Below are 13,799 nucleotides of genomic sequence, written 5' to 3' on the forward strand. Positions count from 1 at the left end.
GGCCGCCGGCCCCGGCGCCCGCCATCGCGGGGGCGCCCGGCATCGCGCCGGGCCGCGCGGGCATCGGCCGCGGCTGCGGATGCGCCGACCGCCGCGGCAGGCTCCACACCTGCCGCTTCTCCAGCGGCTGCTGCAGCGTGTACGGGTGCAGGCCGAGCCGGCCGATCCGCTGCCGGTCGTTGCGGGCCCGGACCATCGAGAAGATGACGACCGCGAACACGCAGGTCCAGATGACGTTCAGCGGCGTCAGGTACCGCTGGACCTTCATCCACAGCGACGCGGTGTCGTGCCAGCCGTCGTCGTTGTTGTCCTCCTTGACGACCTTCCCGTGCGACCGGGACGTGCTGACCGCGCTGGTGCCGGACCCGCTGAGCGTGTTGTCGCGGATCTGCGAGCCGCCCGCCGAGCCGATCACCGAGATGCCGTGCGCCTTCGCGCCCTTGATGGTGTTGCCGAGCAGCGTCGCCGACGAGGAGCGCAGGTAGATGCCGGTGCGGGCGCCGTCGACGGTGTTGCCGGCGAGGTTCGCGTCCCGCACCCCGTCGCGCAGCGAGATGCCCTGCCGGACCTGCCCGGTCAGCTGGTTGCCGGAGATCTGCACGTTGGTGGCGGCGTCCCGGACGACGATGCCCATGTCGCCGCCGACGACCTTGCTGTTCTGTACCGACAGCTTGTCGCCGCCGAGCAGTTCGATCCCGTAATGGCCGTTGTCCTTGGCCAGGCTGTTGTTGATCGAGCTGTCGCCGAAGCTCTCCAGCGACTCGCCGGACGCGGACGGCCCGTCGGCGAGCGCCTTGCCGTTCAGCGTGAAGCCGTCGTGGCCGTTCTTCTCCGCGGTGCAGTTCGTGACGCGGATCTTCTCGGTGGCCCGCGACAGCACGAACCCGTCGCCGCGGCTGCCCCGCACGGTCGTGTTCGCGATGTTGGCGTTCTTCGCGAACCGGTGCATGACCAGCCCGTTCACCAGGCTGTTCTGGATCTCGTTGCTGGTGATCTGGGTCTGGTTGGAGCCGGACACGAACAGCCCGAACGCGTCGCCGGTGACGGTGCTGTTGGTGATCGACCCGGTGACGAGGTCGGCGGCCGGGACGTGCGTGGCGGTGCCGCCGGGCGTCTCGGTCTCGATGTCGCCGGGGCCGCCGCCCGTGCTGCCGCCGTTCTGCTGCTGTTGCTGGCGCTTCTTCTTGGCCTCGTGCCGCTGCTGCTTGTTCAGGTGCTTGGTGGCGCTGGACGGGCGGTCGGTGCCGGTCAGCGCGATGCCGCCGGTCCGGCCGCTCCAGAAGCCGAGGTCGCTGACCTTGGTGTGGTCCATCCGGAACTCGCCGCCGACGGCGCGGATGTAGGCGCGGCCGTCGGCGACCTGCCGGTCCGGGGCGTTGACGCGCGGGTTCCAGCTGGTGATCTGCACCGGGGCGCGCTGGGTGCCCTTGATCTGGATGGTGCCGCCGAAGCTGACGATGGAGCTGAACGCGCCCGGCAGGCTGCCCATCCGCAGGACGAGCGGGCTCGTCCCGCTGGACAGCAGCAGCTTCGCGCCGTCGGCGACGAACACGTGGATGCCGAGCAGGAACGAGCCGTCGCCCTGGCGGCGGAAGTACTGCCCGCCGTACTTGGCGAGGTCGGCGACGGTGTAGGGGCGTCTGGTGGGCGTCGCGGGCAGGACCAGCGTCTTGCCCTGCGCGGAGCCGAAGATCTGCGGCCGCTTCCACTGCGCGGTCGCCTGCCCGCCGATCATCAGGATCGCGGACAGCACGGACCGCGTCTGCATGATCCGCTGGTCTTCCTGGTCGACCAGCGCGGCCTGCCGGTTGGCGTCGGCGACCGGGTCGGCGTGCGCGCGCGGCGTCGGCGTCCCGGGCAGCAGCCCGAGCGGGACGAGCCCCAGGCCGAGCGCGACGGCGGCCGCGGCGAGGCCCCGCCCTGAGACGCTCGGCAGGCGCGGGCGGAGGTTCGGGTGCGTCACCTCAGCCCACTCCCTGGAGCGAGCTCGCGCTCTGCCCGGCGCCGCCGACCTGGTCGGCGGTGCGGGTCAGCCAGCCCTGCTTGTTCATCGTGACGAACGCGTACAGCTTGATCGGCAGCGAGATGCCGATGACGACGAACACGGTCAGCGGCAGCAGCAGGATCTCGCCGGGGTGCCGCTTGAGGTGCGACCAGCCGCGGATGCCGCGGCCGAGCAGCACCCAGCCGAGCGCGAGCGTGATGCCGAGCGGGGTGAAGTTGTCGGCCAGCCGGCTGAAGATCAGGTACCCGAGGGTGACGGCCATGGTGACCGGGGTCAGCAGGATCTGCAGGACGGTCACCTTGGTGACGAACGGCGTCTTCCACAGCCACCCCTTCCACAGGGCGGTGAGGTAGCAGCGGTAGGAGTTGCGGCTCCACCGGATGCGCTGCTTGAAGAAGGCCCGGAACGAGTCGGGGAACATCGAGATCGCGCGCGCCGACGACTGGTGCACGGTCTTGTAGCCCTGCGACAGGGTGAGCCAGGTGAGCCGGCCGTCGTCGCCGGCGATGCAGCGGCGGCCGAGGAAGAACTCGTTCTCGAGGTTCTCCACCACCGGCAGGATCACCGAGCGGCGGTAGGCGGCGGTGCGGCCGGACAGGCAGGCGACGCCGCCCTTGGAGCCCATCGCCGGGACGTAGTCGTAGTAGCGCAGGTTGACCAGCCAGTCGGCGACGCGGCGCCAGACGCTGGTGGTGCGCTGGTACACGTTCTGCTGGGTGCCGACGCCGCCGACCTGCGGGTCCTCGAAGGGCATCTGCACCGCGTCGAGCAGGCCGGGCTGCCACCACGTGTCGGAGTCGGCGAACACGATGACCTCGCCGCGGGCGGCGCGGATGCCGACGCCGAGCGCGGAGCGCTTGCCGGCGTGCTCGTAGACGAGCACGTGCAGCCGCGGGTCGGTGACCTGGGCGAGGCGCCGGTGCCCCTCGGTGTCGCCGACGTCGATCACGATGATGACCTCGCTGGGGTTCTGGGCGAGCCAGCTCTCCAGGCAGCGGATGAGGATCTCGGGGTCCTCGCGGTAGGAGGGGACCACGACCGAGACGGTCGTCCGGAAGTTGTTGACCACCGGCTTGTCCATGCGGGACAGGATCACCCGGTAGAGCCAGAGCCCCCAGACGAGCAGCCCGGCGAAGCCCAGCGGAACGAACTTCCGCCAGTCGCCTCCGGCCGTCGCCCCCGCGACCGAACTCCAGGCGTCACTCAGCCACCCCGTGACAGACGACAAGACAGGTCCTCTCTCTTCCGTGGCATCGGCGGATTCGCCGACCATTGCGACCCCGTGCCACCTCCAGTAAGAGTGAGCAGCGCAGCAAATGGTTCACATTTGCCAGATTCGGCCACACCTCCCACTTGCGCCGGGCCCCTTATCGTGCGTCTTGATCAACTGTCAAGGGAAAGCGGGAGATCGTTCGTCGATCGACGCGTTCGTAAGGAGCCGGACGTGCGGACGCCACGATTCGGAAACATCCGACTAGAAGTCAGTGGTCGTGTATAGGGATCAGGGTCCAAAGAATGCCTATTTGACCGCTTATTGCTGCGCGCCGGTACGGGACGTGTGATTCGCGTCACGTTTAGCGGCCGTGCCGGGCCGCGTTGTGGCCTGCGTCCCGCGAGCCGTCCGGTTCGGGGTGGTTGCCACTGGTTACCAGCGGGTAGCATGATGATGAGTTACTGACCAGTAGACGTGCGGGGCCGGCCGGCGCCGCCGGACCAGACGGAGTCTCGAATGGGGCACTACAAGAGCAACCTCCGGGACCTGGAGTTCAACCTCTTCGAGGTGTTCAAGCGCCAGGACCTCCTCGGCAGCGGACCGTACGCCGACCTGGACGAGGACACGGTGCGCAGCATCCTCGACGAGGTGAACCGGCTCGCCGAGGGCCCGCTGGCCGACTCCTTCGAGGACGCCGACCGCAACCCGCCGAAGTTCGACCCCGCCACCGGCACCGTCCAGATGCCGGAGAGCTTCAAGAAGTCGTTCAAGGCGTGGATGGACGCCGAGTGGTACCGCCTCGACCTCGCCCCCGAGTTCGGCGGCAGCGGCGCCCCGCGCTCGCTGACCTGGGCCGTCGCGGAGCAGGTGCTCGGCGCCAACCCGGCGGTCTACATGTTCGCCTCCGGCCCCGGGTTCGCCCAGATCCTGTGGCACATCGGCACCCCGGAGCAGAAGAGGTTCGCCGAGCTGGCGCTGGAGCGGCAGTGGGGCGCCACGATGGTGCTGACCGAGCCGGACGCCGGCTCCGACGTCGGCGCCGGCCGCACCAAGGCCGTCCAGCAGCCCGACGGCACCTGGCACATCGAGGGCGTCAAGCGCTTCATCACCTCGGCCGAGCACGACATGGCCGAGAACATCTTCCACCTGGTGCTCGCCCGCCCCGAGGGCGCCGGCCCCGGCACCAAGGGCCTGTCGATGTTCCTCGTCCCCAAGTACCTGGTGGACGTGGAGACCGGTGAGCTCGGCGAGCGCAACGGCGCCTACGTCACCAACGTCGAGAAGAAGATGGGCCTCAAGGTCTCCACGACCTGCGAGCTCACCCTCGGCGAGAAGCACCCCGCGGTCGGCTACCTGGTCGGCGACGTGCACCAGGGCATCAAGCAGATGTTCCTCGTCATCGAGTACGCCCGGATGATGGTCGGCACCAAGGCGATCGCCACGCTGTCCACCGGCTACCTGAACGCGCTGGAGTACGCCAAGGAGCGCGTCCAGGGCGCCGACATGACGCAGATGACCGACAAGTCGGCCCCGCGCGTCACGATCACCCACCACCCGGACGTCCGCCGCAGCCTGATGACCCAGAAGGCGTACGCGGAGGGCATGCGGGCGCTGGTGCAGCTCACCGCCACCTACCAGGACGCGGTGCAGATCGCCGAGTTCGAGGGCCGCAAGGACGAGCAGGCCGAGAAGGTCAACGACCTGCTGCTCCCGATCGTCAAGGGCTTCGGCTCCGAGCGGGCCTACGCGCTGCTCGGCGCGGAGTCCCTGCAGACCTTCGGCGGCTCCGGCTTCCTGCAGGAGTACCCGGTCGAGCAGTACATCCGCGACTCCAAGATCGACACCCTGTACGAGGGCACCACCGCGATCCAGGGCCAGGACCTGTTCTTCCGCAAGATCCTCCGGGACAACGGCGAGGCCCTCAAGGTGCTCGCCGGGCAGATCCAGGCGTTCGCCGAGTCCGACGCCGGCAACGGCCGGCTGAAGAACGAGCGGGCCCTGCTCGGCAAGGCCCTCGACGACGTGCAGGGCATCCTGAACCCGATGATCGGGTGGGCGCTCGGCTCGATGGAGAACCCGAAGGAGCTGTACCGGGTCGGCCTCAACACCTCCCGGCTGCTGCTCGCCCTCGGCGACCTGATCGTCGCGTGGCTGCTGTGCCGGCAGGCCGAGGTCGCCCTCACCGCCCTCGGCGGCGGCGACGTCTCCGACGCCGACAAGGCGTTCTACACCGGCAAGGTCGCCGCCGCGCAGTTCTTCTGCCAGACGGTGCTGCCGCGGCTCGCGTCCGAGCGCGCCGTCACCGAGGCCACCACCCTGGACGTGATGGAGCTGCCCGAAGAGGCCTTCTGAGACCCCTCCGCCTCCCGCGGACAGGGAACAGCGGCCCCCGCCACCCCGTGTGGCGGGGGCCGCTGCCGTTCCCGCGGCCGGGTCACTACTGTGGGCGCCGTCCCCGCCCCTCCCCCCGAACCGAACCGGAGAAGCCGATGCCGGTAAGCCGACAGCGGGATCACCGAAGCGCGCAGCGCCTTTCCTTAACCGTCCCCTTGGCCGTGTCCCTCGCCGGGGTGCTGATCGCCGCGGGCTGCTCCGACTCCGGCAAGGCGAGCAAGAGCGACCCGCCGACGGCCAAGGGCGGCGCGCCCGCCGCGCCCGCGGCGACGACCGCGGCGGCCGGGTACACCAAGGAGGGCTGGTTCGGCGGCGCGGACGGCCTGCACGCCCGGCTCGCGATCACCGGCGTCGAGCGGCAGGGCGCCAAGTCCGTGCTGAAGTACAGCCTGACCTCGCTCGACCAGGCGCCGAAGTCGGTGCCGGTCGAGATCGCCCTGCTCGACCCCGTCGCCGGGAAGCTGTACAAGCCGACCGCGACCACCAGCGCCGCGCAGCTCGCGCCCAACGCCACCCGGCAGATGCAGGCCGAGTACCCGGCGATCCCGCAGACCGTCCAGAAGGTCACCGCGATCACCCCGGGCACGGCGGGGGAGTACACCGGCATCCCGGTGACGGGCACGGGGGACTCGCCCGCGGCGGGCTCCGGGGCCGGGGCGTCCGGCGGGAACCCGGCGGAGCTGTACGACATCACCGAGGGCGAGATCAAGGACGTCACGTCCAGCGGCACCGACGTCACGATGAACCTGCGCACCGACGTGCTGTTCGCGTTCAACTCGGCGAAGCTGTCCGGCCGCGCCAAGTCCGTCCTGGACGAGGCCGCGCAGGAGATCAAGGCGAAGGCCGACCCGGACAAGCGGCCGCTGACCTTCGACGGCCACACCGACAGCAAGGGCGGCGACTCCTACAACCTCAAGCTGTCCCGCCAGCGCGCCGAAGCCGTCATGGGCGAGATGAAGAAGCGGCTCGGCAACGCGTTCAAGTACTCCGCGCACGGCAAGGGCGAGGCCGAGCCCGTCGCGAAGGAGGGCGGCAAGGACGACGCGCAGGCCCGCGCCCGCAACCGGCGCGTCGAGATCTCCTACGTCGTCCGGCAGCAGACCGACGGGACCACCGGCTCCAGCACCGCGGCCGCGGGCGGGCGCGGCGGCACGGTCGCGCCCGCCGCCTTCCACGGCCAGGACGGCAACACCGTCGCCAGCCGGTACGGACGGTTCGGCGCCGACAAGCGCCGCCTGGACGTCAAGCCGTTCTACCGGGACGGCGCCTACATCGTCTGCGTCTTCACCATCACCGACGAGGGTCCCGGCACCACACCGCCCGACGCGGCCTACGCGCACAAGGACTACCCGGGCGGCGCGTTCACGTCGTTCTCCGTCCTCGCGCAGGGCGGGAAGGACGTGTACCGGGCCGTCCGCGTCGGTCCCGGCGACCCCGGCAAGCCCGCCGTCTACGTCGACCCGGGACGCGCCACCTTCCTCAGCGCCGTGAACCAGCCACAGCGCGGGTTCATCTACGTCCCGGCCCCGCCCGGGAACGTCTCGTCGGTGGTCTTCGACGGCGGGCCGTTCGGGAAGGTCCTCAACGTCCCCGTCTCGTGACCGCGCACCGCGTCACTGCTTGGCGGACGCGACGAACGCCGCGATGCTCTTGGCCGCCCGATCCAGGTCGGCCTTGGGCGCGTGCGCCTTCTCGACCGCCTGCACGAACGCGTAGGTGAACGCGGCCGTGCACAGGTCGGCCTGCGCCCACGGCTTGGTGCAGCCGACCACCGTCGGCCACCCGTTGGCGTCCATCGTCGCGAAGGACACGGCCACGTACGGGCTCGGCGGGCCGCCGTTCGTCAGTTGGTCCTTCCGGATGGACGCCCGCACGGACGGCACTCCGGTCGGGACGGCCTGCACGGGCAGCGGCGGCCGGCATTCGCCCTGCTTCTGCCCCTCCTGGGAGTCGGGGAAGTAGTCGCAGTCCGTCTGATATTTCGAGCCGACCCCGCCCGGCAGGACCTGGGTGATCGTCCCGGTCGGCCCCGCGCCCCCGGTTCCGCCGCGTGCCGGGATGTCCGTCTCTCCGCCGCCGTCCACTCCCAAGGACCCGGCGCACTGCTCGGCGGCGGGTGCGATCAGGTACTGCCCGACCTGGCTGCGGAAGACGGCCGCGCCCTTCGGAAGCTTGACCTGCTCGGGCAGCCGCACCTTCGCGGGCCCGGGGGACGGCGTCATCGTCGTCGCCGTCGCGCCGGAGTAGGTGGTGGTGGTGCAGTTCCGGACGGCGGCGACGGTGACGGCGGACGGCGCGCCGGTGCGGTGCTTCCCGCCCGACCCGTGCCCGGCCGTGGTCGCGACGACGGCGCCGGCGGCGACGACCGCCGCCGTCCCGGCCGCGGCCGCCAGCAGGCCCTTCGCCCCGCCGGCGGCTCCCTTCGCGCCCGTCCCCGCCGCCTTTCCGGCGCCGTGCTTGGCGCTCTGCGCGGTGAGGTGGCCGACCGTCTCATTGGTGCCCTGCGCAGCGACATGGCCCGCCGCATGACTCGTGGCCTGCCCCGCTGCGTGACCTGCCGTGTGACCCGCCGCGTGCCCCGCGGCCTGGCCGCCGGGGAGCAGCCAGGCGGCGAGCGGGAAGAGCGCGGCGAGGGCCGCGGCGGCCGTCGCGAGCCTGCGGACGCCCCGTTCCTCCCAATCCGGCCCGTACGCCTCCCGGGCGGTCCGCTCCAGGTCCGCGACGAAGGCGGCGGCGCTCGGTGGCCGGTCCTCCGGAGCCTTGGCCATCCCGGCCGCGACCAGCGGACGCAGCGGCTCGGGGACGCTCTCGACCGGCACCGGCGCCGTGAGATGCGCCCGCCTCAACTCCCGCCGGTCACCGCCGTAGGGCCGCCGCCCGCTGACGCATTCCACGAACACGCAGGTGGCCGAGTACACGTCGCCGGCAGGCTGGGCGATGTGCCGGTCCCACTGCTCGGGTGCCATGTAGTACGCGGTGCCCGAGCCGCCCGCCTCCCGCCCGGCCGGCACGGCGATGCCGAAGTCGACCAGCCGGCTCGTGCCGTCCGCCGGGACGACGACGTTGGCGGGCTTGTAGTCGCGGTGGACGACGCCCAGCTCATGCGCCGCCGCCAAGCCCAGCAGCGAGCCCTTCAGCACGGCCAGGGACGCCTCGGGCCCGAGCGCCCCGTTCCGCTCGAGAAGCTCCTTCAGCGACACGCCGTCGACCGCCTCCATGACGATCGCGACGCCGTCCGCGCCCTCCACCAGCCGGTGCAGGCGGGCGACATGGGGGCTGTCGGCCTGCGCGAGCATGCGGGCCTCGTGGCGCATCCGCTCCCGCTCCGCCTCGTCCGCGCCACCGGCCAGATACTTGATCGCCACGGGTGCGCCCGTTGCGTCGGCCCGCGCCAGGACGACCCGCCCCTGGCCTCCGTGCCCGAGTTCGCGGACCTCGGTGTACCCCTCGACGTGCCAGCCGTCCATGCTCTCGTCCATGTGAATTCAGGGAACCCGGCGCAACGGGCCGCTCGCTCGCGGCCGGTCGAACCGAACGCGCCGGCCACGGCTGCCCTGCGGAGATCTTATTCTCGCCGCCATATCCGAAAAAGGCGCGCTTCGGCGAACCGTATCCGCCGACGTCGATGTGCGGATTCTTGCGTCCGGCCTTTTCCGCCTCGCGGTATAGAGATCATCGCGGCCGGGATAAGTACCCGACCGAAAACGGGGTCCGCCTACCCGGCGCGCCCCCGCACCAGGGGCAGGAACACCTCGTCCACGATCTCGGTCAGCACGGTGTCCGGGACGTCGGGCAGGCCGCGCACCGCGTACTCGCCGCGCAGCATCGTCATCGGCAGTGAAGCCACGCGCGGGTGCACCGCCTCCGGCGGGGCCTCGCCCCGCGCCACCGCGCGCCCGAGCAGTGCAAGCCACGCGTTGTCCATGCTGCTGTCGCCGGACTGCTCGCGCAGCAGGCCCAGCAGTTGCGGATCGTCCCCGGCGGCCGTGAGCAGTTCCCTCAGTACAGCGCCCTGGGGTGACGACCATGTCGCGTTCGCCCGCCGGAGCAGTTCCAGTGCGTCGCCCCGCAACGTCCCGGTGTCCGGCACGGTCAACTGCGCGCGCGCGAGCCGCCGGTACGCGGCGACACCGAGCGCCGCCCGGTTCGGCCAGCGCCGGTAGATGGCGTTCTTGTTGGTGGCGGCGCGCCGGGCGACGGCGTCCATCGTCATCCCCGCGTAGCCGGACTCGCGCATCTCGTCGGCCGCCGCCTGAAGGATCGCCTCCTCGAGAGCCGCACCCCGCCGCCTCGTCCCCGACATCCCACCTCCAGAGTACGAACCGTACTCGAAACACCTCCGCACTCCAATCATGAGCAGCGCGCCAGATCCTGGCATAAGGTACTTCACGTACCGTATAGCGACCAGCGATCGGAGAACCGTGCGCGCCTACGGCATCACCTACGACACCGGCTTCACGTCCGCCGGAACCACCACCCACGAGCCCTTCGACCCGGACCTGGTCCGCCGCGAGATGCGGATCATCCGGGGCGAGCTGCGCTGCGACGCCGCCCGGATCACCGGCGGCGTCCAGGACCGCCTGGAGACCGCCGCGCGCCACGCCGCCGACGCCGGCCTGGAGGTCTGGTACTCGCCGTTCACCAACGGCCTCACCCAGGACGAGCTGATGGCGTTCATCCTCGACGGCGCCGAACGCGCCGAGCGCATCCGCCGTTCCGGCGCGTCCGTCGTCTTCCTCACCGGCTCCGAGATCACCCTGTTCACGCACGGCTTCCTGCCCGGCGACGACCTCCACGCCCGGGTGGCCGTGATGACGGATCCCGCCCGCTTCCGCGCGCTGCTCCCCGACCTGCACCCCCGCGTGAACGCCTTCCTCGGCCGGGCCGTCGCCGCCGTCCGCGACGAACGCTTCGCCGGCCCCGTCGGCTACGCGTCACTGCCGTTCGAAGGCGTCGACTGGGCCCCGTTCGACGTGATCGCCACCGACGCCGGATACCGCGACGCGAACACCGCGCCCGGCTTCGCCGAGCACCTCGCCGGGCAGACGTCGCAGGGCAAGCCGTTCGCCGTCACCGAGTTCGGCTGCACCACCCACCGAGGCTCCGCCGACCTCGGCGGGCACGGCGAATCCGTGCTCGAATACGACGACCGCGCCCGCCCCGTCCGCATGACGAAGCCCCTCGTCCGCGACGAGCAGGAGCAGGCGGACTACATCCGCGAACTCCTCGACGTCTACGACAAGGCCGGCGTCGACGCGGCCTTCGTCAACACCTTCGCCCGCCGCGACCTCCCCACGTCTTCCGACCCCGAACGCGACTTCGACAAGGCCAGCTACGGCATCGTCAAAATCCTCGAACCCGGCACCGCCACACCCGCCACCGGCCTCCCCTGGGAACCCAAAGCCGCCTTCCACGCCCTCGCCACCCACCCCCGCACCCACCGCTGAGCTGGCTTCTCCCCTTGGCGACCGAATCGAGGTCTCCCGGTGCGGCGTCTATGATCGGCGGATGCCTCTAGGCCACCTTGGCGTAAATGTCCGCGACCTTGGCCAAGCCAAGGCGTACTACGACGAGTTGATGCCCCTGGTCGGCTTCGAAACCTTCTTCGCCACCGAGGAGGAGTTCTCCTACCGTCCGGCGGGCGGCAAGCCGGGCACGTATCTGTTCTTCTATCCGGCATTGGAGGACGGCGAGTACTCGCGCCACCGTCCGGGCCTCCAGCACCTCGCTTTCATGGTGAAGACGCGGGAGGAGGTCGACCGTCTTCATGAGTGGGCGGTCAAGCGGGGCGCGAATGTGCTCTATGAGCCGCAGGAGTTCCCGCAGTACGGCCCCACCTACTACGCCACCTTCTGGGAAGGCCACGACGGCGTCACTTTGGAGACCGTCTGCCACCGTTAGTGCTTGTGGGCGGGGGTGTGGTGTCGACTGATGGCGTTGAGGACCTCGTCCAGGTGGCCGCGGGCTTGTGCGGAGCGCAGGTGGTCCAGGTAGTCGCGGGATTCGACGATCTTCCCGTCCCGGACCCGGAGGACGAAGATCGCGGGAATGGTGAACGGCTCGCCGGTCTCCACCACGGTTCCCTCGTACCGGAACTCGGCGACGATGACCTCGGGGTCCGCCGTGTCGTGGACGGTGATTCCGGCGGGCCGGCGGCGCAGGGTGTGCCCTGGACCGGTGCCGGGCGGCGCGGTGACGCCGAAGTGCGCGCGCAGTTCGTCGAGGGAGCGCATGGGCGGCGCCGCGAGCGGATGGAAGGGGTGCTCGACATGGGTCCGTTCGGCGTACAGGTCGATCACCTCCTCCCAGCGTTCCTCGCAGACGCCGTGCACGAGCTTCAGGAAGACCTCGCGGGGAGTCAGGGGTTCGGGCATGGGGCTTCTCTCGCTAGAGCTCACCCACCGTCGGTGACGGCCGGTGCGGAGGCCGAGCAGGGGCCACGATAGTTCGTTGGGGAATTATTCGTCAACGAACTATTTGAGGTCGGCCGAGCGTGGCGAGGGCGCGCGCCGGGTCGGCGCGCGCCCTCGTCTTGTCCGGGCCTACGGCTGGGTGGGCAGGGTCTTGCAGGTGGAGGGGCTCGGCTTGCCGGTGAGGCGGTCGGTGAGCCAGGAGACCGCGTCGCCCTGGTCGAGGAGGAGCGGCGCGAAGTGGTTCAGGAGCGTCTTGTCGCCGAGGTTCGGCAGGTCGACGGGGACGTAGCTGACGTTGCCACCCCGCCGGCACCAGTCGGCGGCGAGCCGCCGTGCCTGCGCGTGCGGGACGATGTCGTCCCTGACCCCCGTCGTCAGCCGGACGGGCCCGGCGGGCTTGAGCGTGCCGATGCGCTGCTTGTCCAGGACGGCCCGCGCCTCGGGGATGGCCGGGATGATGTCGCCGATGGGCTTCCCGCTGACGCTCCACTTGGTGCTGGACGTGAAGCCGTACTTGAAGAGCACGTCGCCCACGCACATCGTGGACATGTCCTTGAGCGCGGCCTTGCCCGCCGTGTTGATGTTGTCGTCGATGAGGCGGCGCAGGGCGGGGTCGGACTGGGCGAAGCCGTTGATCGACCAGCCCAGCGCCCCGGCGAGCGCGCTGCCGTCGATGCCCTTCATGACGGCGGTCAGGTCGGCGGGCGGCGCGCCCGCGTAGGTGCCGGCGAGGTGGACGTCGGGCGCGTAGGCCGGCTGGAGTTCGGCCGCGGCGGCGCTGGCGCCGCCGCCCTGGCTGTAGCCGTAGAGCCCGATCTTCGACTTCGCCGTGATGGACGCCCCGGGTACGGCGTGCGCGGCGCGGGCGGCGTCGAGGAGGGCGTGCCCTTCGTCGGCGCGGTTCACGTAGGTGTGGAGACGGTCGGTGGCGCCGAGGCCGACGTAGTCGGTGACGACCACGGCCGCGCCGGTGGACAGCAGCCGGTAGATCGCCAGGTCCTCGTAGGCCACGGACATGGTGTCGCCGGTCAGCGTCAGCGGGTTCTGCAGGGCGTACGAGGGGGCGCACTGGTCGCCTTGGCCCATCGTCCCGGAGGCCAGCGCGACCAGCGGACGGGGGCCGCCGCCCTTCCATGCCGCCGTGGGCTCGATGTAGGCGCCCGTCACCGCGACGGGCCTCCCGTTGGAGTCGGTGGACTTGTACATCAGCCGGGTCGCCTTGCCGGGCAGCGGACGGCCGTCCAGCCCCGGCAGGCTCAGCCCGAGCGGCAGCGGCTCGGTGCGGACGAGCGTGCCGTTCGTACGCGGCAGCGCGGCGGGCGGGTCGTAGAAGACCGGGATCGTGACGCCCCGGGACACCACGGGCGCCGGGCCCGGAGTCGCCGCCAGGCCCGGTCCGGCCTGGACGGTCGCCGCGAGGACGCCGGCCGACGACACGGCCAGCACCCCGCGCACCAGGGATCCGGTTCTCCTCATGCTCACTCCACGGACGGTCAATAAGAACTCACTTACTCTGCCATCCGTGGATCTTGTTTCCTATCGGCGGGGCGTACATCCGGAGGCCCGCGATCCACGCGCGACTGACAGGAACGCCCCGCGCATGACGAAGGCGCGCGCCGGGACGGCGCGCGCCTTCGACGGGATCCCTCAGCCCCAGGCGAGCATGCGCAGGGGGTCTTCGAGCATGTCGCCGACGTCGCGGAGGACGCGGGAGCCGAGCTCGCCGTCGACGATGCGGTGGTCGAACGACAGCGCGAGCGTGGTGACCTTGCGG

At 71.0% G+C, this 13,799-nt stretch carries 11 protein-coding genes; 4 read left to right on the plus strand and 7 right to left on the minus strand.

Going from position 1 to position 13,799, the window contains the following annotated elements; translation table 11 throughout:
- Together amrb99_RS47780 and amrb99_RS47785 are read right to left on the minus strand one after the other, a co-directional pair.
- Positions 1 to 1,963, minus strand: a 1,963-nt coding sequence (locus amrb99_RS47780) for a right-handed parallel beta-helix repeat-containing protein (protein ID WP_190868747.1), incomplete at its 3' end; no start/stop codon positions are given.
- A gap of 1 nt (position 1,964) precedes the next feature.
- Entirely contained in the window at positions 1,965 to 3,233 is a 1,269-nt protein-coding gene (locus tag amrb99_RS47785; protein ID WP_206700393.1) for a glycosyltransferase family 2 protein, read from the minus strand.
- 501 nt (positions 3,234 to 3,734) lie between these two features.
- On the opposite strand from amrb99_RS47785, the gene amrb99_RS47790 reads away from it, so the two are divergent.
- Together amrb99_RS47790 and amrb99_RS53590 are read left to right on the plus strand one after the other, a co-directional pair.
- A complete protein-coding gene (locus amrb99_RS47790) occupies positions 3,735 to 5,570 on the plus strand; it encodes an acyl-CoA dehydrogenase (protein WP_190868749.1) in 1,836 nt (611 codons plus the stop codon).
- A gap of 203 nt (positions 5,571 to 5,773) precedes the next feature.
- Positions 5,774 to 7,213: an OmpA family protein gene (locus amrb99_RS53590; protein ID WP_206700394.1), complete on the plus strand. Its 1,440-nt coding sequence runs from the start codon at positions 5,774 to 5,776 to the stop codon at positions 7,211 to 7,213.
- 12 nt (positions 7,214 to 7,225) lie between these two features.
- Here amrb99_RS53590 and amrb99_RS50405 read toward each other — a convergent pair whose 3' ends face one another.
- Both amrb99_RS50405 and amrb99_RS47805 read right to left on the minus strand, forming a co-directional pair.
- Positions 7,226 to 9,091, minus strand: a complete 1,866-nt coding sequence (locus amrb99_RS50405) for a serine/threonine-protein kinase (RefSeq protein ID WP_241756636.1) — start codon at positions 9,089 to 9,091, stop codon at positions 7,226 to 7,228.
- A gap of 236 nt (positions 9,092 to 9,327) precedes the next feature.
- Positions 9,328 to 9,915 (minus strand): TetR/AcrR family transcriptional regulator, encoded by a 588-nt coding sequence (locus amrb99_RS47805; protein WP_190868751.1) that lies wholly within the window; start codon positions 9,913 to 9,915, stop codon positions 9,328 to 9,330.
- 118 nt (positions 9,916 to 10,033) lie between these two features.
- Between amrb99_RS47805 and amrb99_RS47810 the strand changes: the two genes are divergently transcribed.
- A complete protein-coding gene (locus tag amrb99_RS47810; RefSeq protein ID WP_190868752.1) occupies positions 10,034 to 11,059 on the plus strand; it encodes a hypothetical protein in 1,026 nt (341 codons plus the stop codon).
- Positions 11,060 to 11,120: 61 nt separating this feature from the next.
- Entirely contained in the window at positions 11,121 to 11,513 is a 393-nt protein-coding gene (locus tag amrb99_RS47815) for a VOC family protein (protein WP_190868753.1), read from the plus strand.
- Here amrb99_RS47815 and amrb99_RS47820 read toward each other — a convergent pair.
- The 3 genes from amrb99_RS47820 to amrb99_RS47830 all read right to left on the minus strand — a co-directional run.
- The gene (locus tag amrb99_RS47820) at positions 11,510 to 11,986 is read right to left on the minus strand and encodes a nuclear transport factor 2 family protein (RefSeq protein ID WP_190868754.1); all 477 of its coding nucleotides are present in this window, start codon (positions 11,984 to 11,986) and stop codon (positions 11,510 to 11,512) included. The genes amrb99_RS47815 and amrb99_RS47820 overlap by 4 nt on opposite strands.
- 168 nt (positions 11,987 to 12,154) lie before the next feature.
- Positions 12,155 to 13,501: a lipase family protein gene (locus tag amrb99_RS47825; RefSeq protein WP_190868755.1), complete on the minus strand. Its 1,347-nt coding sequence runs from the start codon at positions 13,499 to 13,501 to the stop codon at positions 12,155 to 12,157.
- Between the two features lie 171 nt (positions 13,502 to 13,672).
- The coding region (locus amrb99_RS47830; RefSeq protein ID WP_190868756.1) for a 2-oxo acid dehydrogenase subunit E2 at positions 13,673 to 13,799 on the minus strand (127 nt) is incomplete at its 5' end.

Source organism: Actinomadura sp. RB99 (assembly GCF_014706005.1).
GTDB lineage: Bacteria > Actinomycetota > Actinomycetes > Streptosporangiales > Streptosporangiaceae > Spirillospora.

Coding starts and splice junctions, on each gene's coding strand:
- amrb99_RS47790 (WP_190868749.1), top strand. CDS start 3,735: ATGGGGCACTACAAGAGCAACCTCCGGGACCTGGAGTTCAACCTCTTC.
- amrb99_RS50405 (WP_241756636.1), bottom strand. CDS start 9,091: ATGGACGAGAGCATGGACGGCTGGCACGTCGAGGGGTACACCGAGGTC.
- amrb99_RS47805 (WP_190868751.1), bottom strand. CDS start 9,915: ATGTCGGGGACGAGGCGGCGGGGTGCGGCTCTCGAGGAGGCGATCCTT.
- amrb99_RS47815 (WP_190868753.1), top strand. CDS start 11,121: ATGCCTCTAGGCCACCTTGGCGTAAATGTCCGCGACCTTGGCCAAGCC.
- amrb99_RS47820 (WP_190868754.1), bottom strand. CDS start 11,986: ATGCCCGAACCCCTGACTCCCCGCGAGGTCTTCCTGAAGCTCGTGCAC.
- amrb99_RS47825 (WP_190868755.1), bottom strand. CDS start 13,501: ATGAGGAGAACCGGATCCCTGGTGCGCGGGGTGCTGGCCGTGTCGTCG.